The following is a 20,887-nucleotide window of genomic DNA, read 5'->3' as shown; positions in this document are numbered from 1 at the left end:
CGAATGAGTGGCTAACCTGCGAACTACGTCCACCGACTTCACCAGCGACCCCGCCGGTATCTTCGTTGCCAGTGATATCGACGCTCGTGAGACCGACGTTCGTAATCGTGACCCCAAGGATATTACCGAACAAGCCAATCTGATCACGGCCGGACCGATTGATGAACAGATTCGATATCGTGTGGCTGCTTCCATCGAACGCGCCAGTGAATTCGTCGGTACGGTTTCCGATCGGTTCGAACCCGAGCGTTCGCGGACTCTGTGTATCGTAGGAGACCTTTACATCGCCATCCGGTTCTTCGGTGAGGTCGATTTCCCCCGAATTCGCATCGACCACATTGAAGCTAAGCGAGGTGCCGTCAGCCGTATCAGTGACTGTCAGCGAACCACTGTCGATTGGTGCGTAAGAGAGTTCGACGGTCTCTGGGGCAGAAAAGACAAAGAACGTGTCGGTGAAACTGCTGCGAGTATTCCAGTTACTTGTTCCGCTGGCGTCGATATCCCTGGTCTGGACGTAGTTTTTGCTCAGGGCGTCTGAGAGACTGGTCGCATCGCTATGATTTTGATTGATACACTGTAACTGGCTGACGTTAGTAACCTCATGCCAGCCCGAACTGTTAGTCGTGTAACTGATTGTGCCACAGTCCGGGGCCGTATTGCCTGCCGCGGTCGTAGCGGTCCCGACAAAGCCACCACTGGTCGCCAGCATCGCGAGCCCCACGATTGTGACAAGATATACCGCAGCCAGTCGACTCGCTGTGCGCGTTATGCCAACCACCGCCAGAACCACTGCCGTCTCACTGCCCGGCCGCTCGCGCTACCCGCTGGTGCGGTCACGAGACCGACACGAGACTGTAGTCTGTCACCGACGGCCGCCGTCGGTCGGTACCGGCCGCCAGCGGAACTGACCGCGCCCGAACCCACCGACCGACGCCCACAGAGGCATAGAAGCGAATACATATCGATCTTTGGTACGCATCATGCTGGTGTAAAATTGGCTTACAAATATACGCAACAGTGACAACGAGGCAACTAGTCAGAACAGATAGCCACGCGCCGTCGGATCAGTCGACTCGCCCGTCGTGGGAGAATGCGTCCTCGAAGACGGCCTGTTCGGCGTTGCGCAGGTGATGGAGAAAGGTCGAAGCCGAGGAGTCCAGTGTTTCGGCCACGTCCTCGGCGCTGGCCTCCTGTGGGCGCTCAAAAAAGCCCGACAGCGAGGCCGCCCGGAGTGCGTCTTCCTGTTTTATTGTCAGCCCACTGAATGCGCTCGGGTGGTCGTCGTCGACGGTCCGCTCGGTGCAGGCGTGCATGATCGCCTCTGGCCACTGGTCCTGCACGGCGTCGACGATTGCTCCGAGGTCGGTCCGGCGTGGGAACTCGACGACCAGTTCCAGGCGGCCGCCTTGGGCGGTAATCGAACGCAGGACCTCGCCGTGGCCACCGACGAGTCCTCTGATCGACCCTGTGTCAGCGCGAACCGACACGACTGCTCTCGTCTCCGATTCCGCGACGACGGTCGCCGTCTGGACCGACGGGAACCCCGCTACAGTCGCCCGGAGTGTTTCGGCGTCCACGTCCGCTGTCTTGAGCAGGAACGTGACACCCGAGTTTCTACTCCCCTGCAGTTCTTCGATGACCAGTTCCGGAACTGTGTCGTCGCTGTCGTCGCTGTCGTCGCTGTCGTCGCACTTCTGTGCAGCCAGCGCCTTCGCCAGGGCCGTCAGGACGTTCTCACCCGTGTACCGGAGCGTGAGTTCCGTGACTGTCTCGCCAGCTAGTGCTTCCTGATGGCGGTGGACCTGCTGTTTGAACGCGAGCGCGGCCGCCACTTCGTCGACTAGCTGCCTTGCCACGTCGCTGCCAGCATCGGCCCGGACCACAGTGAGCGCACCGTATGATACTCCCTCGTGGTCCAGCGGTACCGACCGCACCGAGGACAACCCACACCGCTCCAGGTTAGCGACGATCTCTGGTTTCTCGTCCGAGTACGTCGTGACCGTCACAGGGTCGTCTGTGGCGAGCGTCCGTCGTGTCGCCGCGTCGATAATGCCGTCCTCGTCCGGTCGCCGGAAGCCCTGATCCGAGCCATAATCAGCGACCATCACCGAATGTGGATTGTCCCTCTGTGTTCCCTGCTTCCGGACGACCCAGGCCGCCTCATAGCCGTACTCGTCGACGAGCAAGCGACAGACACTCGCGGCGATCTCCCGGTCTGTCGAGGTTTCCAGGAGGAGTTGGCGGACGGCCTCCTTTCCGTCGCGTTCGGATTGGACCTGTTTACGAGTCTGCTGGAGTTGCCGTTCTCGCTGCTTTCGCTCGGAGATGTCTCGGGAATTGATGACGTAATCACCCTCGGGTGTGGGGTTCGAGGAGCCGACAGATTCGATCCACCTGTAGGAACCGTCTGCCATCTCGTGGCGGTATTCGACGGTTTCGACGTGGTTGCCGTCGTCGGAGACGATTGCAGCGAACGCTTCGACGACCCGGTCTCGATCCTCGGGATGGAAGTACTCGGCAACCTGCTCCCCGACCAGTTCCTCCTGATCGTACCCATAGAGGCGCTCGATAGATGGACTCTCGTACAGCACGACGCCTGACGGGTCAAGCAGCGTCAACAGATCAGTTGAGTGCAGCGGAAGCCGGTCGAGCGATGAGACATCCTCCAGTTCGGGAGTTGTCTGTGAGCTCAATCTCTCATCGCTATCCATACGGTCTCTCTGCGTCCGAATCCGCATGACTCTTCGGTTATGTCACTGAAAAATAACCGACTCCGTGACTCTGGAATCGTCGGAAACAGCAGTTCCGTTTCACCGTCTAACCATCGTTTTCGACAAACTGCTCAGATCGGTTCTATCCCGTATACATTGAAAGCTGCAGTCTCAACTACTGGACACGGGAAGTTGAGACTACAGCGGGTTTAGCAGGGCTGTGATGCGTGAATTTGACCGATTCGGTCAGCGGGTACTGCCCCAGATGGCCCTCCAAGCGGTTATTCTTGTCACACACCCAACTATATGGACAAATTTTCTAGACTTACAGCAGCGTAGCCACTCAGACGGCACGCTAACCCGAACAGAGTTCCTCACTACCCGATTCCAGTTTCCTTCTTCAGCAGCGTCAGCGTGTTGTCCGCTGTAATCACCGGTGAGTGCTCATACTCGCCAGTCAACTCGGCTTGGACGAGTAGATCGACAGCCCGCCAGATTGAGTAGAGGAGACAGGCGAATGCGAAATAAAAGAACCTGAGCCCGAAATCTTTCGAGGTCGTCGCAGCCATGAACCGCTTAATCGATTTGTACCCGCTCTCGATCTCCCAGCGGTGGCCGTACTCCGTGAGCTGTCCACTCTCTCGATTCGTCATGAATACCGAGTACTGCCGGTGATCATCGTGCTCGGAGTCCTCTTTCCGACGGTAGATTAGCGTCGTCTCGTGCCATTCGTTCTTCCCGAGGTGGAGCTTCCGGTCAGTCTCGTATTGATTCCGGTCTCGTTGGAGCAACCGCTTGGCCTGCGCTTTCTCGCTGGTCTGCATCCGTTTCGGGACGACGTATGAGAGTCCGCGCTGGCTGAGCATCTCTAGGATGTGCTGGCTGTCGAACTCCCGGTCCATCAGCACGTTATCGACGTGAACCAATTCCTCGGCTGAATTCAAGAGATCCTTGACGATTTCCAAGCGGGAATCACCCTTCCGAACTGGCCGTGCGTCCAGTACAATCGGAACTGCATTCCCAACTAACTGGACTGTCGCCCACTGGTAGGCGTATTGGTCATTCTTCTCCTTCGTTCCGATTATCTCGTCCTCGCGGCCGGTGCGGTTGCCGGTAAAGGGATCGTCCTCGGTAATGTCGATCGCGACGATTCCGGCTCGAAAGAACTGCTCTGTCTCCGCAACTTCGCTTAGGAGCCGAGTGATGGCCTGCCGGTACATCGCTCGAACCTGTTCAATCGAGATGTCCCGAATCTGCTCCCGGTGGGCGTGCCCCAGCGGTGTCCGATCCCGAGTCGACTCATAAGTAAAGCTACGAGCCCCTTCGTTCGCAGCCAGCCGCTCGCGAAGTCCGAGATATGTCTGTAGGCCCCAGTAGGCGTTCTCGTGGATCTCACAGCCCTCGCCACGGTCCAGCGAGAACGCCGGAAAGACGACACGGCTGACGTGGTCAGTGACCTTCTCTGCCTGCTTCAACGTGGTTTGATCATCCGGGTCTGACTCACCAGACTCGTTCCCGTGGTATCGGAGCTTTCGTGCCGGCTCACGCGGAACCGCGACACCTGCATTCTGTGCTTTGATGAGAATCGTTCGAGCCGTTGTCTGGACAGTCTCCCTGAGGTCAGCGGTGAATCTCTCGTGCCAGCTTCGCCACAGTGTCGACTGATCCGGGATCGCCTCGAAACCGAGTTGCTCGCAGAGTTCAGGACGGGTCCCGAGGTAGTCGACGAGTGCTGTTTCGTGTTCCCACCCGTGGAGTTCTTTCAGTACGAACACCCGAAAGAGGGTGTCCATCTGGTAGCGGGTCGGCCCCGCATACCGGTCGTGGGCACTGAACCGGAAGTAGGCCAAGGGGAGTGCACAGACGAACTCCTTGACCGAGTCGTGGCTTTCGTGATCGAACCATGTCTCTGAGACTGTCCGGATATCGGATTCCAGTCCGGCGAGCGACGTTCGATCGTACAGTGGTGTCGATTTATACGCCGGCCACTCACCGTACTTTCGTTGGGCGATCCGTCGAAAGACGGTTCGGCGAGATACAGGAGTCGAACACACTACGGGATACTGAGCAACACGCGCTCAAGAATCATCCACATCGTCATGGGATTCTGAAGACGACTATTACAAATCATCCTCTGTGTCTGCGTTCGTCCCCCGATTCGATGTGCCGGATATCACGTTGAAACAGGGTGGCTTGTCGCCTCACGGCCCATGATCCGGTCAACTCGGTCCGACGATCGGTTTCTATGATGTCCGGCGCTGGCAGTCTTCAGCGGAATCTATCGCTCTGAGGCCACGCGTATAGCTCTCTCTCGACAATTTCGAGCCTTAACTCTACGTCACAGTTTTGAGCGTCATGATTAACACCCTGGCCCAATCAGTTCAACGTATGAGTACGACAGCCGAAGAGAGTGAACAACCTGAGATCGAAGTTTCAGAAGCTGCCTCGAATAAGGCTCTTGCTCTCTTGGAGCAAGAAAGCTTGGACACTGACACGGCAGGACTTCGGCTATTCGTCCAGCAAGGAGGATGCGCGGGTCTGTCATATGGGATGCGGTTCGATACGAGTCCCGACGAAGATGATATGATCTACGAGCACCACGGCCTGCGAGTGTTCGTTGATCCCGCGAGTATCCAATATATTGGGGGGAGTGTTGTTGAGTATGAGACGGGTCTCCAAGCCGCAGGCTTTGATGTTGAAAATCCCAACATCGTCTCGGAGTGTGGCTGTGGCGAATCTTTCCGCACCTGAACACGACTGCCAGCACGATGATTACCGCTTCATATAACAGTAGACACGATGGACGCTGAGGAACTCGAGCATCGTCTGCTCTCTCTTCTCAAAAAGGATCCGAAAGCTTCCCTCGGAAAGATCGCCGACCAGGCTGGCGTTGCACGACCTACCGCCCGGAAGTATATCGAGAAACTCGAGAAGGAAGGCGCTATCGTCGGGTACACTGTCGAAATCGACCCAAAAAAAGTCAACCACCAGAGCATTGCGATGGTGGGAATTGACGTCGAGAGCGACCAGTACGTTGAGGCGACGAGTAAACTCACGGAGCTCGACTCGCTTACTGCGTTATATACCGCGACCGGGGACCACATGTTGATGGCCGAACTTGAGGCGACAGGAAGTACCGAACTCAATGAGATCGTTAGCGATCAGATTCTCTCTATTCAGGGCGTGACTACGGCCTGCCCAGCTGTTCTTCAAGAACGGCTCAAATAAGACGGGTCAACGTGGATAGTGGGAATACGGCGAAGGTGGCCGTACCGAGATTTACCCCCACGACAGCGGTACCGCGCAGACCCGAGTTCACCCTCAGCCCGATGATACGCCCGTGTACCGGGTGACGTTCCAGCTTGAATGCGTGATGGCACCATCGATGTCCCGGCCCACGACTCGGCACGTGCCCACTCGGGGGAGGAGGTTGCAGACGTAATACGGGAGTTCGTCCAGTGGCTCTTACCGAACTCAGTGAAACAGTACTCTCTGATTTGTGTCAAAATCGCCCGTGATGAATAGAACGCGCGTATCTTGTGACCCGGGTGTGCCTGTGTACCGTGCTTTTTGTGTCTTCGTCATTGTCTCGATGTGATCACTATTTTCTGTCTACTGTCAATACGGTCCGATGATGGAACCGCTCGAGATCGGACTACGGATTTTCGGTGGAATCGTTCTTATCGGGGTGAACGCCTACTTTGTTGCAATCGAATTCGCCCTGACCCGTCTCAGACAGTATCCCAAATCGGAGCTCAACACACCCGGACTCGAACTCGCATGGGAGATGACTAACGACCTGGAGTTTTATTTGACGACGTGTCAGGTCTGGATCTCCGGGACCAGTATTGCACTGGGGATTATCGCCGAACCCGGACTCGCAGCCCTGTTCGAACCGCTGTTCGAAAACACGACCCTGGCATCGATCGGGGCTGGTTCGCTCCTCGGATTTCTTCTTATCAACTTACTTCATCTCACCCACGGCGAACAGACACCGACGTACCTCGGCGTTGAACGCTCCAAACAGGTCGCCCAGTATGGAGCACGACCACTGTACTGGTTTGCGAAAATACTCGCTCCGGCCATCTGGGTCGGTGACTCGGTTGCAAAGGCAACACTCGGCCTGTTCGGCATCGAGATGACCCAATCATGGACAGAAACCGGTGAGGAAGTCATCAAAACCCGTGCAGACCTCCGGAACCAGCTTGGATCGGTACTCAAAGAGGGCGAGGTGGCTGAGGACCGCCGTGAGGAAGTGATGAACGCCTTGACCATCGGCGAACAATCGGTTGAAGAGGTCATGATTCCGCCCGAGGATATCGTGGCACTGTCTACTGAAGACGATCTCGAATCGAACTTCGGGAAACTCGAAGAGCACCCACATACGCGGTATCCGCTGATTGGTGAGAACCTGACCGACTTCCGTGGAGTCGTCTACAGTCCGGCGCTGTTCAACCACCGTGAAGAACTGTTCGCCGGTGACCGCGAATTCACTGAACTGGCAGCACCGCCGATGACGCTCTCACCCGATACCGACGTGAGTGATGCGATCGATCAGTTCCAGACGGAAGGGCAGGAACTCGCGCTCGTCATCGAGGAGGGCGATGTGGTCGGGCAGGTGACTGTCACCGACCTGCTGGAGACCATTATTGGTGAGGTCGAAGACCCACTTGATCAAGACGACCCCGACATACTCGATTAGCGAACACAGACGGTCTTGTTTAGATGCCTGATTGCATCCGATAAAGCCCTTGATTCCGGTGGGTTCCGCTTGATCGGCGGAGTCACGAGCGTTCGTTTGAGTCAACTGGCTATGATGTACTGTTCAGAATAATGAACGATTAGTCATGCGGGACAGCTGTGTTTCGCATTGGGCCACCACAATCAGGACACTTGTTTCCCTGCCCCGCGCTTTTAACACCGGTTCCACACTCTCGGCACACATACACCGTTCCTTCAGAGTGATCGGGATCGGTTTCTCTCATGATTTTCAAGTAGAGGCTCAAGACTGTTAAGATACAGGCTGCACCCTCACAGTACTTTAGCTAAAGGCGAATAGTCGAGATCCACAGTCTGGGCATTCGAGTCGGTACTGGTCACTATCTGAAGGAATATTCCAATCGCCTTTAATAGGACTTTCGTGCCCACATGACGAACAGAAGAGGACTGCTTTCCGGTTAGATCTGGTCACCCGTTCGACACCTCGTCTGCCGCTTCGAGAATTTCCGTGTACCGGTTCCGAATCGTGACCTTGCTGACGTTCGCGATTTCGGCCAGATCGTCCTGGATGACGTCTTGATTTGTGAGTTTGGCAGCCGCATATAGCGCTGATGCGGCAATCCCGACAGGGTTTCGCCCACTGTGAACACCCGCTTCGACCGCGGCTTGAATCAGTTCCCGACTTCGACGTTCCGTTTCATCCGAACACCCCAGCTCGGAAGCGAACCGAGCGACGTATGCTTCAGGATCCGTCGGGGTCATTTCTAGCTCCAACTCATCTGCCAGATAGCGATAGGTGCGCTCTATCTCGATTTTATCGACACGACTCACGGCAGCAACGTCATCGAGTGTCCGGGGTGCATTCTCCAGACGTGACCCGGCGTAGAGGGCTGCTGTCGCCATTCCCTCGACCGACCGGCCCCGGAGCATGTCCTTTTCCAGTGCCTGCCGATACAACACACTCGTCGTTTCCCTGATCGGATCGGGACATCCAAGCGCGGAGGCCATCCGGTTGATCTCCCCCAGCGCCTGCTTTAGATTCCGTTCCCGATTGTTTTTCGTCCGAAACCGCTCGTCCCATTTCCGAAGACGTCGCATTTTCTTTCGCTGAAGGGACGAGAGCGACCGTCCATACGCGTCTTCGTCTCGCCAGTCGATAACCGTCGACAGGCCACGATCGTGTAATTGCTGGGTTTGGGGGGCTCCAACCCGCGACTTATCATTCTTTTCGCGCGAATCGAACGCACGCCATTCAGGTCCGCGGTCAATCTGATCTGATTCGAGTACGCGACCACAGTCTTGACAGTGGGTTTCGGCTTGTGCCTCGTCGTGGACGATGCGTCCACTGCACTCCGGACACGTTTTGGCCGACAGGTCATTCTGCTCTTTTTCGGCCGTCTCACCGTGTTCCTCGGGAGAGCCTTCTTCCCGAACCCTTGGCGTAGTAAATGACTCAGTCACGTTCAGCTCCCCCCGTTAACAGAGTGGGAGCGTCGCTGCCGGCGGGGCAAGCGGATATCCCAAACCCGGCAACTCTGGAAAGTAGCGGACAAACTGGGTATACCGACTCTGAGCGGAGGTCGGCTATCAGACTGCTTCCTGGACTGACGAGCGGTGGATAATGATACCATATACCGCTTTTGAGTCTGTGCGATAGTAAGTTTTTATATCGCAAAAATCTATTACCAATTTAAGTGCTCAGAATCGGAGATTAAGAGATTATTTGTACAGATAGCTATCAAAGATAGTTATGAATCAAACTTATGGGCCCAGAGTCTCAACGTAAGTTCATGAGTTCAGAACAAGACCATCTTCAGGACACCGATACCGAAGCTCGCTTCGAGTTCAAGAAGGAGGAGAAGTCGGCCTTCGAGGCTGAGAAAGGGCTCACCGAGGAGACCATCCGCCTGATCTCGGAAGACAAAGACGAGCCCGAGTGGATGCTCCAGCGCCGGCTGCGAGCGTTGAAGCAGTTCCAGGAGATGCCGATGCCGACCGACTGGCCCGGTCAGCCTGACCTCTCGGAAGTCGACATCGACGAGATCGTCCCCTACATTCGCCCGGACATCGAGACGCGCGGCGGCGCCGAGAACTGGGAAGACCTCCCCGAGGAGATCCAGGACACCTTCGACAAGCTCGGCATCCCGGAGGCCGAGAAGAACGCGCTCTCGGGCGTCGGCGCGCAGTACGAGTCCGAGATCGTCTACCAGAACATGCAGGAGCAGTGGGAGGAGCAGGGCGTCATCTTCTGTGACATGGACAAGGCCGTCCAGGAACACGAAGAGATCGTCAAAGAGTACTTCATGACCAAGGCTGTGCCGCCCAGCGACAACAAGTTCGCGGCGCTGCACGGCGCGATCTGGTCGGGCGGGTCGTTCGTCTACGTCCCTGAGGACACGAGCGTAGACATGCCCGTCCAGGCGTACTTCCGGATGAACTCCGAGGGGATGGGCCAGTTCGAACACACGCTCATCGTCGCCGAAGAGAACTCCGAAGTTCACTACATCGAGGGCTGTTCGGCCCCGAAGTACTCGGCGTTCAATCTGCACAGCGGTGGCGTCGAAGTGTTCGTCAAGGAGAACGCTCACGTCCAGTACTCGACCGTCCAGAACTGGTCGAAGAACACCTACAACCTCAACACCAAACGTGCCATCGCAGAAAAGGACGCCACCATGGAGTGGGTGTCCGGGTCGATGGGCTCGAAAGCCACGATGCTGTACCCGTCGACCATCCTCAAGGGCCCCGGCGCGACGGACAACCACATCACCATCGCCATGGCTGGCGAAGGACAGAATATCGACACCGGCGCGAAGGTCTACCACAACGCGCCCGACACGAAGTCGACCATCGAGTCGAAGTCCATCTCGAAAGACGGCGGCCGCACCAACTACCGCGGCCTCGTCCACATCGCCGACGGCGCCGAGAACTCCTCGACCAGCGTGGAGTGTGACGCGTTGATGTTCGACAACGAGTCGACGTCGGACACGATGCCGTACATGGAGATCCAGGAGAACAAGGTCGACGTGGCCCACGAGGCCACCGTCGGCAAGATCGGCGACGAGGACGTCTTCTACCTCGAATCACGTGGGCTGGACGACGACGACGCCAAGCAGATGATTGTCGCCGGATTCATCGAGCCGCTCACGGAGGAACTGCCCATCGAGTACGCGGTCGAAATGAACCGGCTCATCGAACTCGAGATGGAGGGATCGCTCGGGTAGTGACCAGGTCGGCTGACCGCTACACAACGTACGAGAGGATATCTCGATGGCTATCGATCCGAGTTTCGAGAACACCTACGAGGAAGTTGACCGCCACGAGGACCACCGGGTATGGACGACAGATGGCGAGGAACCAACGGAGGACAAACAGGGCATCCACGGAACCCATGTCGCAGTGGATTTCGACATCTGTATTGCGGACGGGGCCTGTCTGGAGGACTGCCCCGTTGACGTGTTTGAGTGGACCGATACCCCTGGCCACCCCGAGTCCGAAATCAAGGCCGATCCCACTTACGAGGACCAGTGCATTGACTGCATGCTCTGTGTCGATGTCTGCCCTGTCGACGCCATCGACGTTGACCCGGGGCGAGCGGGGAGGCTCTGAAATCGGGGTGGATGAGCGCTGACGATGATTCTGACATTGCAGTGTTACCGGTGCGGGGCCGACTACGAGTACGTTGGCACCTCGCCTCACCCAGGCCAGTGCCAAGCGTGTGGCTCGCCGTGTGTTCCCCCTGCAGGGAGTCTCAGCGTCCTCAACAGCGCTCACTGGGAGAGTGCAAACGGCCTCTCGAAAGTCTGGGTCTATGCGCTTGACGAACGAGATCGCCCGTTCGAATTTGAGGTCGCCGCACAGGGCAACCGTGGAAAGTTAGTGGCACTGAGAGTCGACGGTATATCAGTTGCTCCACAAGTAGACGAGACACTCGAAGCGCTTCCCCCGGCAGTGAAAACCGAACTCGCTGACGCAGGAATTGAACGAGTAGATCCCAATACACCCACACAATCGAAGTGATGACAAGCAATCACTTGAGCGACTGGTGATCGGGAATGAGAAACAACACAGCAGCGAACCCGGCTGTCAAGATCGGGAGGCGAAGAAGATAACAATATGAGTGCAGACGTCAGATTCACCCACTTCAAATCCGACAAGCAGCCCACCTGGTGTCCCGGCTGCGGTGATTTCGGGACGATGAACGGGATGATGAAAGCGCTCGCAAACACCGGCAATGACCCGGACAACACGTTCGTCGTCGCCGGTATCGGCTGTTCGGGAAAGATTGGCACCTACATGCACAGCTACGCGCTCCACGGTGTCCACGGCCGCGCGCTCTCCGTCGGTATCGGCACGAAGTTGGCCAACCCGAACTTGGAGGTCATGGTCGCCGGTGGTGACGGTGACGGGTACTCCATCGGTGCGGGCCACTTCATCCACGCCGTCCGCCGCAACGTCGATATGAGCTACATCGTGATGGACAACCGCATCTACGGGCTGACGAAGGGCCAAGCCTCGCCGACGTCGCGTGAGGACTTCGAGACGTCGACGACGCCAGATGGTCCGAAACAGCCGCCGGTCAACCCACTCGCGCTCGCGCTGGCTGCCGGCGGGACGTTCATTGCCCAGTCGTTCTCGTCGGACGCACAGCGCCACACCGAGATCGTCCAGCAGGCGGTGGAACACGACGGCTTCGGCTTCGTCAACGTCTATTCACCGTGTGTGACGTTCAACGACGTGGACACCTACGACTACTTCAGAGACTCCATCGTCGACCTACAAGAAAACAACCACGACCCGACCGACTACGACGACGCAAAAGACGCCATCCTCGACGCCGACAAGGAGTACCAAGGCATCATTTACCGAGACGAGAACTCCACCCCCTGGGAACAGCGAGAAGGACTCACCGAGAACATGGCCGACATCCCCGACGGCGCCCCGGACGACGCGATGGACCTTGTCCGGGAGTTCTACTGAGCGATGACAGATACTGACATGTCGGTTCACCGTTCACCCGCTGTCCCAACCGGTGTCGTGTCGAGCTATGACGGGTGCACAGACGCTCTGATCAATATTGCAGGTGTTCTAAATCACGTAGACGACGATACTCCCAGATCCAGAATTGGACGCCTTCCGTATCGATAACACCATGCCAGAATGCAGCACCTGCGGAGAGCACGTTTCGGATCGGTTCATACGAGTGTTTGGCGATGAGTCAGGCGTAGTGTACGCGTGTCCTGCTTGTTCAGCGAATGCTGGCATCGGAGAAGCCACACGCGAGCGTAGCGACCAGATATAATTCAATTCAGTAGAGCAGGGGTTGAGAGCGCAACGATATCGCTACCGCTGTATTCGTGGCGACTAGTGTTTTGATCCCACCTCCAGATCAAAGGACCCTACCCCGCGCTTACTCTTCAAATCCGAAAATTTGGCGCAATTCATTTTCAATCCGATCGACGAACTCCGTGAGAACGGCGTCAAAGGTCTCCTCGTCGCCTGGCAAGGTCTGTCTCCGTTCTTCGATATCGTCGGGCAAAGTGACGCGAAATTGTCCATCGCCCTCGTAGACCGGCTCACTCTCGTTGAGCACCTGCCGGTCGATAGCGCGGAGAACCTCTGAGTTAGCCTGTCCGTGGAGTTGCTGATACGCGTTCGAGTATGCCGTCTCCAGTTCCTCGAAATAGTGCACGTATTTCTCTTCGAATTTCTCCCGATCGAATTCGGTCATCACTGGATCGACGGTCGGAAAAAATAAAAGATTCAGTGGCCGGACCCGGCAGTGACTACACCCCCCGGCCACTCGAGAGTCGGGGCCCCTGGAGGACACGCGTTGGCCAGAGTCTATCACGGAGGCGTGGCACCTCGCCTCATCCCTTTTCGAACCATATTAATCCAGCAAGAGACTGCACCAGTTATACCGCTGATGATATCACTTTGGAACAAATCAAAAAATCATGTTAATTCAGAGTTATACGGCCAGAGTCGAAACAGAAGAATATGAATTCCGAAGTCAAAAGTGAGGACGACCTGCGCGAGGAAATCGGGACTTTCCTACAGAAAAACTTCCCACAAATCGAAATGCACGGGGGATCGGCAGCGATCCAGAACCTTGACCGCGAGAGTGGCGAAGTGTCGATCCAGCTCGGGGGTGCGTGCAGCGGGTGCGGTATATCGCCGATGACGATCCAGGCTATCAAGAAACGGATGGTGAATGAGATTGCCGAAATAGAGACCGTTCACGCTAATACCGGCGGTGGTGGTGGGAGTGGGCACGGCGGCAAGAGCCCTTCATTCCCTGGAGAAACAACCGACAGCGGAGAAAGCGGCGGAGACGACGATGGAACCCCGACCGCACCCTTCTAAAGGTTCTTTTCATCATATCAACACCCGTCCCCAATCAGAGGGGCGGATCAACAGGGTAGTCGGTGAGTGGTTGGCGATAAGCCGTATGTGACAGCGAACGCGATCCACCCTATTTGATGATCTTCTTGACTTTCTTCTAATCTTAAGGCCGTCTTGACTTTCTTGTAATCTGGGCGCTTTGACGGATCCAAAACGTTGCTACAGGCTCGTGCCGCTGTTCAATAAATTCTTCAGATATATAGAAACAATTGGTGATTGATACCTTGGCATCTTTCGAGGGCGATCACTTCAGAAGATTCAGCGAGTGACAAGAACAACTTGCTCCCAGTAGATTCGGAACCATATGCATTGAGACGGCCAGTCTCAACTTCTGGGACACGGCGATTTGATATCGTTGAATACGGTTTACCGACCGTCCGGCGGGTATATGTTCCCAGGCGGCGAGTCGACCGTATGCGCGTGGATGTCCTCCTTTTCGAGGGGTTCGACGAACTCGACGCGATCGCTCCCTACGAGGTTTTCCGACTCGCCGCCCGGCGCGACGGGGTCGACGCCCGATTGGTAACGGTGACGCCGGCCGATCGGGTCGAGGCCAGAAGCGGCCTCCGCGTCGAACCCGACGGCACGGTCTCCGATTCGCCCGAAGCACTCGTGGTCCCCGGCGGCGGTTGGAACGACCCCGATGGGCCGGGCGTCAGACGCGAGTACGACCGCGGTGACCTTCCCGAGGTCATCGCCGACGCCTTCGCCGCCGGCGCGACGGTCGCCTCGGTCTGCACCGGCGCGATGTTGCTGGCCGCCGCGGGGCTACTCGAAGGCCGGCCCGCGACGACCCACCACACCGCCTTGGCGGACCTCCGCGATACGGGCTGTGTGGCCCGGGAGGCCCGCTTCGTCGACGACGGGCGGGTGCTGACTGCCGGCGGGATCACGTCGGGCATCGACCTCGCGTTGCACCTGGTCGAGCGGGAGTGTGGCCCGGACGTCGCGGCGTCGGTCGCCCGAGAGCTGGAGTACGAACGGGACGTTTAGGCGGGTGGACCCCGAACGGCCGCTCGTGCGTCTCGAAAACACCTACATCGGAATCGAGGGGGTCGGCCGGACCACTGAGCGAAAGCTGTGGCAGGCAGGTGCGCGGACCTGGTCGGAGTTCGACCCGTCGCTGTGCGGCCCGACGACCGCAGAGCGGGTCGAATCGTTCATCGAGCGAGCCCGTCCGCGCCTCGACGACGGTGACTCGGCGTTCTTCGAGCAAGTCCTTCCCTCGAAGGAGCGCTGGCGGCTCTACGAGAACTTCCGCGAAGAGGCGTGTTTTTTCGACATCGAGACGACGGGGCTCGACCACGACCGCGATACTGTGACCTGTGTCAGTGCACACCGAGACGGCGACACGGAGACGCTCGTCCGTGGCGACGACCTGACGCGTGAATCCCTCGCGGACTTGCTTGAGGCGCCGTTACTCGTCACGTTCAACGGGGCGCGCTTCGACGTCCCGTTCCTCGAGACCGCCTTCGATCTCGACATCGACCGGCCACACCTCGATTTGATGTACCCCTGCAGACGCGTCGGCCTGACCGGCGGGCTGAAAACGATCGAACCCGAGGTCGGCGTCGAACGCGACCGGCCGGATATGTCGGGACGGGACGCCGTCCGGCTGTGGCGCGAACACGAACGCGGCGTCGACGGCTCCCTGGAGACGCTCGTCTCGTACAACCGCGAAGACGCCGTGAACCTGCGGACAGTCGCGGACCAAACCGTCGAGCGACTCGACCGGGAGTTGTTACCCGATACCGGCCAGTAACGCCACTGAGGCACTTTTGGCGGGAGCCGGAGCCTCTTTCGATAGCTCTCTCTACTGGATTCGGGGTATGTCCGGGAACCCGACCGCTGTACGTCACCTGTTCTTTCGCTCGCGCGTATCTCGGGTCCGTCCCACTGACAAACCACATATGGCTATACAGAAAATCACACCGTCGGGCCGGTGTCTCTGACGAAGCACATCTCGACTCGAGCAAGGAGCGGACGCTCAGCCGGGAACCGTACAGACCCGTCCGGGCCGAACGCGGAGCCCCCGGCGTCAGCGCTCGTCGGAGCGATCCAGGCATACGTCGGTCGAGACCGATCTGGCCGTCACTGACCGTCGATCGCGGAAACGAACACCGCGAGCACCGGGACGATCTCCAGTCGCCCGATCCACATCAAAAAGATCAGCAGCAGCTTCGAGGCGTCCGATAAAAAGAGGTAGCTCCCGAACGGACCGAACCGACCGAACCCCGGTCCGATGTTCCCGATGGTCGCGAGCGATGCGCTCGTCGATTCCAGCATCGTCAACTGGACCCCGATCCGTGCGGCGTCGAGCGACAGAAACACGGCCGAGACCCCGAACAGGACGACGTACAGGATGGTGAACGCCATGATCCCGCGGATGGCGTCCTCGTCGACGACGTTCCCACTCAGACGGACCGGCTGGACGACATCGGGGTGTGCCGAGGTGAACAGCTCTCGGCGGATCGCCTTCCCGACGACGAGCCATCGCACGATCTTGACGCCCCCGCCGGTCGAGCCGGCCGAGCCGCCAATGAACATCGTGAGCATGAGCAGGATCTGTGCGTCGGCGTCCCACTGTGCGAAGTCGGCCGTGGCGAACCCCGTCGAGTTCAACAACGACCCGATCTGGAACGCCGCCTGCCGAAGCGAGTTCTCGGCCATCCCCTGCGTCGCCCCGCCCAACTCGATGGCCGGCGCCGCGCCGCGGAACAGCATCACCGCGAGGACGGCGGTCACGACTGCGATGGCACCGGCGTACGTGCGGAACTCCGCGTTCTCGAGCATGACTTCCGCCTCGCCGCGTAGTACGTGCCAAAACAGCGCGAAGTTGACGCCGGCCACGATCATGAACGGGATGACGACCCACTGCACGGCAGCGGAAAAAGCCGCGATGCTGTCGGCCTCCGGCGAGAACCCACCGGTCGGGAGGGTCGTGAACCCGTGGGCGATCGCGTTGAAGAGGTCCATGTTCGGCGCCATCCCGAGGAGGTGGAGCCCGTACAGGATGAGGATGTACACCACGGTGAACCCGAAGTAGATCAGCCACAGCGCGCGCGCCGTCTCCTCTATTCTCGGCGTGAGCTTTTGCAGTTCCGGCCCCGGCGCCTCCGACTCCATCAGTTGGGCACCGTTGACAGCGATTTCGGGCAGGATGGCGATCATGAGCACGATAATCCCCATCCCGCCGAGCCACTGCGTGAGCTGGCGCCACATCAGTATGGCGTGGGAGTGGCGCTCCGTGCTGATCTCGCCGAGCACAGTCGCTCCCGTGGTGGTGAACCCGCTCATCGACTCGAACAGCGCGTTCACTGGGTGAGCAACTGTCGACGCCGTGCCGTAACCGGCGAGTAGGTAGGGGATGGTACCGATAGCCGCAGCGGCGAGCCACGCGAGCGAGACGAACAACAACGCCTCCCGGGGACCGAGGTCCGGATCCGGATCCACCCGTTCCACGACGAGCCCGATCACGGCCACGAGCGCCATCGAGACGAGAAACACCCAGGCGTCTTCCCCGTAGGCGACAGCTACGATCAGTGGTATCACCATCGTGACGGCGAGATATTTGATTCCGACTCCGAGAAGCCCCACGCTCGCCTTCCAGTTGACGCCCCGGGACATATCTACGTAGTCGCTACTGCGGTCGCCCGTTCGGCGTATTAACCTGTCGAAGCGGACAGACGCGTCCGTGACTCAGAGCGGATACGTCCGCGCGTTCGGGCCGTGGCGGTCGCTCGGGTCCCGTCCGAAGTCGGGCGGCGACGAGCCTCTGCCCGCGACGCGCGTCCCACGACGACAACCGATTTATCCGCCGCCGGCACAGACGGGGTATGGACTGGCGGCTCATTCCAGAGGAGCGACTCGGCGGCCCGCTTTCGATGGCGTTCGACGAGGTCGCCGCGGAGACGGTCGCCGCGGGCGGCCCGGCGACGGTTCGGCTCTACCGCTGGACGCCGAGCACCGTCTCGCTCGGCTACGGCACCGACGCCGCGGTCGTCGACCGGGAGTACTGCTCGTCGGCCGGTATCGACGTTACGCGCCGCCAGACGGGCGGTGGCGCGATCTACCACGACGCGACCGGGGACGTCGCCTACTCGATCGTCGCCCCGAAATCGGCGTTTCCCGGCGACGTGACCGACTGCTATCGGGAACTCCTCGAACCGGTGCTCGCCGCCGTCGAGGCGGCCGGGGCCGACGTCGGGTTCGCGGACGCGGGCGCGCCAGCGCTGTGGGAGCCGCTCTGTTATCTCCGGGCGCTCGATCCCGCCCACGACCTCGTCGGTCCCGACGGCCGAAAGCTCGCCGGCAACGCCCAGTATCGGACCCGCGAGGCGGTCGTCCAGCACGGTTCGTTGACCTTCGAGTCCGACCCGGAGGCGCATCTCGCCCCGTTTGTCGACCCGCCCGTCGGTCCCGGCGCGTTCGCCGAGCGCGTGGGCGGGGTCTCGGAGCCCTCGGGCGTCGATCCGGACCGTTCGGCGTTCGTCGACCGCTTGGAATCGGCGCTGGCGGAGTGGGCCGGTGCCGAGGCGGGCGCGTGGACCGACGCCGAGCGCGAGCGCGCCGCCGAGTTGTGCGACCGGAAGTACGCCGCCGACCGGTGGATCGAGGACCGAGACGCCCCGAATTAACGCCGAGTCGACGCCGATTCGGGGTCGACGCGGGGTCGAACCGGTCGTCGCGCTGGGATCGAACCGGTCGTCGCGCTGGGATCGAACCGGCCGTCGCGCTGGGATCGAACCGGTCGTCACGTGGGGTCAAATCGGGCGGTACGACCGTTCGCGGTGGCGAAGTACGGTATTACTTTCCGAGACGTGTGGTACCGTGTCAATACCCACGTGTGCCAATACCGTTGGTAGAGTCGGACGGTAGGGTTCCACCGACGCATCCCCACCCCAACTTCCGATGTCCCTGCCGTCCGTTCTCAGCCGCCGTCAGCCCGGATTCGAAGCCTCTATTGGTACTCTGCCCGGACTGTCGGTATGCTTCGGATCGGTGCCCACACCTCCATCGCCGGGGGCGTCCACAACGCGGTCGAGGAACAACTCGAGTACGACGGCAACTGCGGGCAGATATTCACCCACTCGCCGCAGGTCTGGCGCGAACCGAACATCGACGACGAGGAGGCCGAGCGGTTCCGCGATCGCTCGGCCGACCACGGCATCGGCCCGTGGGTCATCCACAGCTCCTATCTCGTCAACCTCTGTACGCCGAAGGCCGACCTCCGGGAGAAGTCCATCGCCTCGATGCAGGCGGAGGTCGACGCGGCCGCGAAGCTCGACGTCCCGTACGTCAACGTCCATCTGGGCGCCCACACCGGCGCGGGCGTCGAGGGCGGCCTCGACAACGCCGCCTCGGCGCTCGAGGAACTCGACGTCCCCGACGGCGTGACTGTGCTCATCGAGTCCGACGCCGGCAGCGGGACGAAACTCGGGGGCACCTTCGAGGAACTCGCGGGCGTGCTCGATCGCTGCGGGCTGGGCCTCGACGTCTGTCTCGACACCGCTCACCTCTTCGCTGCGGGCTACGACCTCTCGACGCCCGAGGGCGTCGAGGAGACGTTCGCGGAGTTCGACGACGCCGTCGGCCTCGACCACCTCGAGTGCGTCCATCTCAACGACTCCAAACACGGCTGCGGGACGAACAAGGACGAACACGCCCACGTCGGCGAGGGACTGATCGGCGAGGCCGGGATGGCCGCATTCGTGAACCACGACGCCGTCGCGGACGTCCCGTTCGTCCTGGAGACGCCGACCGAAGACGGCAAGTCCTTCGCCTGGAACGTCGAGCGAGTCCGGGAACTCCGCGGCGCGTAGCGTGGCTGAGGCCGCGCCGACGGACGGTACGGCGGCCCTATATCACCGACCTGACGGACGGTACGGCGGCCCTATATCGCCGACCCGACGAGTAACCGGCGTATAACTACGTCCCCAGCAGTCCCAGGCGGCGGTATGGACTGTACGATCTCCTGTGAGTGCGGCCGGTCGATCGAGGCCACCGAAACGGACCGTCATGTCTCCTGTCCGGACTGCGGAATCGTCTACGCGGTCACGATCACCCGGATCGCACAGCCGGCCGCCGACCGTCGACCGGATATATAAATGAACGCCGGCGCGGGATTTATAATCTCCGACCGGCGGCGTATACAAGCAGACGCCCGTTCCGAGCGCTTCTCGCGCCCCGCTCCGCCCCGCGGGGCTTTTATATATCCGTTCCCAACGAGAGGCGATGCGGCGATTCGATGCCGAATACCTGCGGGAGACGCGCCGCGGAATGTGGGCCGACAGCCGCGAGGCCCTCGCGGACCTCTCTATCGACGACTGCGAGCGCGTCGTAGACGTCGGGTGCGGGGAGGGGGCGCTGACCCGGGTGCTCCGCGAGGAGTGCCCCGGCGAGGTCGTCGGCTGCGACCGCGACGCCCGGCTGCTGGCCGAACTCGAGGGGCCGACGGTCCGGGGGGACGCCTACCGGCTCCCGTTCGCCGACGGGAGCGTCGACCTGGTCGCCTGTCAGGCCCTGTTGATAAACCTCCCCGACCCGGGGCGGGCGGTCCGGGAGTTCGCCCGCGTGGCGGCCGACCGCGTCGCCTGTATCGAACCCGACAACGCGGCGGTCGGCGTCGAATCGACCGTCGAGGCCGAACCGGCTCTCGCCCGACGGGCGCGCGAGCGATACCTCGAAGGCGTCGACACAGACGTCGCGCTCGGGGCCGACGCTGCCGACGTATTCCGGGCCGCCGGTCTCTCAAACGTACGGACGCGGCGCTACGAGCAGGCGCTCGTCGTCGAGCCGCCGTACACCGACTCGGAGGTCGAGGCGATCGGCCGGAAGGCGAGCGGGGCGGGGCTGCGCGAGCGCCGGGGATCGATGGCCGGTACCGAGGAAGCGCTCGACTCGCTCCGCGCCGAGTGGCGCGAGATGGGCCGAACCGCGGTCGCTCAACTCGCCCGGGGCGCGTACCGCCGCGAGGAGACCGTCCCTTTTTATATCGTCGTCGGCGAGTCGTGAGAGCATTTATATATCGTCCCACGGCAGTGCTGGACCATTTA

At 60.0% G+C, this 20,887-nt stretch carries 21 protein-coding genes; 15 read left to right on the top strand and 6 right to left on the bottom strand.

From position 1 onward, the window contains the following. Positions 1 to 7: 7 nt before the first annotated feature. On the top strand, positions 8 to 538 hold the full coding sequence (locus NMLP_RS15510; RefSeq protein ID WP_160169600.1) for a hypothetical protein: 531 nt from the start codon (positions 8 to 10) through the stop codon (positions 536 to 538). A gap of 526 nt (positions 539 to 1,064) precedes the next feature. Here NMLP_RS15510 and NMLP_RS12810 read toward each other — a convergent pair. Both NMLP_RS12810 and NMLP_RS12805 read right to left on the bottom strand, forming a co-directional pair. Beyond that, entirely contained in the window at positions 1,065 to 2,711 is a 1,647-nt protein-coding gene (locus NMLP_RS12810) for a PAS domain S-box protein (RefSeq protein ID WP_160169599.1), read from the bottom strand. A 377-nt stretch (positions 2,712 to 3,088) separates the two neighbouring features. Further along, on the bottom strand, positions 3,089 to 4,765 hold the full coding sequence (locus NMLP_RS12805; protein WP_015410550.1) for a transposase: 1,677 nt from the start codon (positions 4,763 to 4,765) through the stop codon (positions 3,089 to 3,091). Between the two features lie 334 nt (positions 4,766 to 5,099). On the opposite strand from NMLP_RS12805, the gene NMLP_RS12800 reads away from it, so the two are divergent. From NMLP_RS12800 to NMLP_RS12790, 3 genes are all read left to right on the top strand, one after another. Further along, positions 5,100 to 5,462: a HesB/IscA family protein gene (locus tag NMLP_RS12800; RefSeq protein ID WP_049926572.1), complete on the top strand. Its 363-nt coding sequence runs from the start codon at positions 5,100 to 5,102 to the stop codon at positions 5,460 to 5,462. Between the two features lie 48 nt (positions 5,463 to 5,510). Further along, positions 5,511 to 5,939 carry an Lrp/AsnC family transcriptional regulator gene (locus tag NMLP_RS12795; protein ID WP_015410549.1) on the top strand — a complete coding sequence of 143 codons (429 nt, stop codon included), beginning with the start codon at positions 5,511 to 5,513 and terminating at the stop codon, positions 5,937 to 5,939. 406 nt (positions 5,940 to 6,345) lie between these two features. Further along, a complete protein-coding gene (locus tag NMLP_RS12790) occupies positions 6,346 to 7,413 on the top strand; it encodes a CNNM domain-containing protein (protein WP_049926804.1) in 1,068 nt (355 codons plus the stop codon). 139 nt (positions 7,414 to 7,552) lie between these two features. On the opposite strand, the gene NMLP_RS15295 is transcribed toward NMLP_RS12790, so the two are convergent. Beyond that, positions 7,553 to 7,696, bottom strand: a complete 144-nt coding sequence (locus tag NMLP_RS15295; protein ID WP_015410547.1) for a rubrerythrin-like domain-containing protein — start codon at positions 7,694 to 7,696, stop codon at positions 7,553 to 7,555. 202 nt (positions 7,697 to 7,898) lie between these two features. Beyond that, the gene (locus NMLP_RS12785) at positions 7,899 to 8,891 is read right to left on the bottom strand and encodes a transcription initiation factor IIB (RefSeq protein ID WP_015410546.1); all 993 of its coding nucleotides are present in this window, start codon (positions 8,889 to 8,891) and stop codon (positions 7,899 to 7,901) included. Positions 8,892 to 9,220: 329 nt separating this feature from the next. Between NMLP_RS12785 and sufB the strand changes: the two genes are divergently transcribed. The 4 genes from sufB to NMLP_RS16290 all read left to right on the top strand — a co-directional run bounded on the left by sufB (position 9,221) and on the right by NMLP_RS16290 (position 12,729). After that, complete coding sequence (sufB, locus tag NMLP_RS12780) at positions 9,221 to 10,651, top strand: Fe-S cluster assembly protein SufB (RefSeq protein ID WP_015410545.1); 1,431 nt, start codon at positions 9,221 to 9,223, stop codon at positions 10,649 to 10,651. Positions 10,652 to 10,697: 46 nt separating this feature from the next. Continuing rightward, positions 10,698 to 11,036: a 4Fe-4S dicluster domain-containing protein gene (locus NMLP_RS12775; RefSeq protein ID WP_015410544.1), complete on the top strand. Its 339-nt coding sequence runs from the start codon at positions 10,698 to 10,700 to the stop codon at positions 11,034 to 11,036. Between the two features lie 507 nt (positions 11,037 to 11,543). After that, positions 11,544 to 12,407, top strand: a complete 864-nt coding sequence (locus tag NMLP_RS12770) for a 2-oxoacid:ferredoxin oxidoreductase subunit beta (protein WP_015410542.1) — start codon at positions 11,544 to 11,546, stop codon at positions 12,405 to 12,407. A 172-nt stretch (positions 12,408 to 12,579) separates the two neighbouring features. Then, positions 12,580 to 12,729: a DUF7563 family protein gene (locus NMLP_RS16290; RefSeq protein WP_015410541.1), complete on the top strand. Its 150-nt coding sequence runs from the start codon at positions 12,580 to 12,582 to the stop codon at positions 12,727 to 12,729. Positions 12,730 to 12,837: 108 nt separating this feature from the next. Here the strand turns inward: NMLP_RS16290 and NMLP_RS12765 are convergent, their stop codons facing one another. Further along, complete coding sequence (locus NMLP_RS12765; RefSeq protein WP_015410540.1) at positions 12,838 to 13,158, bottom strand: DUF5783 family protein; 321 nt, start codon at positions 13,156 to 13,158, stop codon at positions 12,838 to 12,840. A 269-nt stretch (positions 13,159 to 13,427) separates the two neighbouring features. Between NMLP_RS12765 and NMLP_RS12760 the strand changes: the two genes are divergently transcribed. The 3 genes from NMLP_RS12760 to NMLP_RS12750 all read left to right on the top strand — a co-directional run bounded on the left by NMLP_RS12760 (position 13,428) and on the right by NMLP_RS12750 (position 15,594). Continuing rightward, positions 13,428 to 13,793, top strand: a complete 366-nt coding sequence (locus tag NMLP_RS12760) for a NifU family protein (protein WP_049926570.1) — start codon at positions 13,428 to 13,430, stop codon at positions 13,791 to 13,793. A gap of 453 nt (positions 13,794 to 14,246) precedes the next feature. Beyond that, positions 14,247 to 14,825 carry a DJ-1/PfpI family protein gene (locus NMLP_RS12755; RefSeq protein ID WP_015410539.1) on the top strand — a complete coding sequence of 193 codons (579 nt, stop codon included), beginning with the start codon at positions 14,247 to 14,249 and terminating at the stop codon, positions 14,823 to 14,825. A 25-nt stretch (positions 14,826 to 14,850) separates the two neighbouring features. Continuing rightward, complete coding sequence (locus NMLP_RS12750; protein ID WP_015410538.1) at positions 14,851 to 15,594, top strand: ribonuclease H-like domain-containing protein; 744 nt, start codon at positions 14,851 to 14,853, stop codon at positions 15,592 to 15,594. A 329-nt stretch (positions 15,595 to 15,923) separates the two neighbouring features. Here the strand turns inward: NMLP_RS12750 and NMLP_RS12745 are convergent, their stop codons facing one another. Continuing rightward, a complete protein-coding gene (locus NMLP_RS12745) occupies positions 15,924 to 17,459 on the bottom strand; it encodes a TrkH family potassium uptake protein (protein ID WP_015410537.1) in 1,536 nt (511 codons plus the stop codon). 209 nt (positions 17,460 to 17,668) lie between these two features. On the opposite strand from NMLP_RS12745, the gene NMLP_RS12740 reads away from it, so the two are divergent. From NMLP_RS12740 to NMLP_RS12730, 4 genes are all read left to right on the top strand, one after another. Next, positions 17,669 to 18,469 (top strand): lipoate--protein ligase family protein, encoded by an 801-nt coding sequence (locus NMLP_RS12740; RefSeq protein WP_015410536.1) that lies wholly within the window; start codon positions 17,669 to 17,671, stop codon positions 18,467 to 18,469. Positions 18,470 to 18,820: 351 nt separating this feature from the next. Beyond that, entirely contained in the window at positions 18,821 to 19,654 is an 834-nt protein-coding gene (locus NMLP_RS12735; protein ID WP_015410535.1) for a deoxyribonuclease IV, read from the top strand. Positions 19,655 to 19,789: 135 nt separating this feature from the next. Continuing rightward, positions 19,790 to 19,939 (top strand): DUF1922 domain-containing protein, encoded by a 150-nt coding sequence (locus NMLP_RS15505; RefSeq protein ID WP_015410534.1) that lies wholly within the window; start codon positions 19,790 to 19,792, stop codon positions 19,937 to 19,939. A 127-nt stretch (positions 19,940 to 20,066) separates the two neighbouring features. Continuing rightward, positions 20,067 to 20,846 carry a class I SAM-dependent methyltransferase gene (locus NMLP_RS12730; RefSeq protein ID WP_015410533.1) on the top strand — a complete coding sequence of 260 codons (780 nt, stop codon included), beginning with the start codon at positions 20,067 to 20,069 and terminating at the stop codon, positions 20,844 to 20,846. Positions 20,847 to 20,887: the final 41 nt, after the last annotated feature.

The sequence above is a fragment of the Natronomonas moolapensis 8.8.11 genome (assembly GCF_000591055.1).
Taxonomy (GTDB): domain Archaea; phylum Halobacteriota; class Halobacteria; order Halobacteriales; family Haloarculaceae; genus Natronomonas; species Natronomonas moolapensis.
This window is presented reverse-complemented; position numbering and strand designations above follow the sequence as displayed.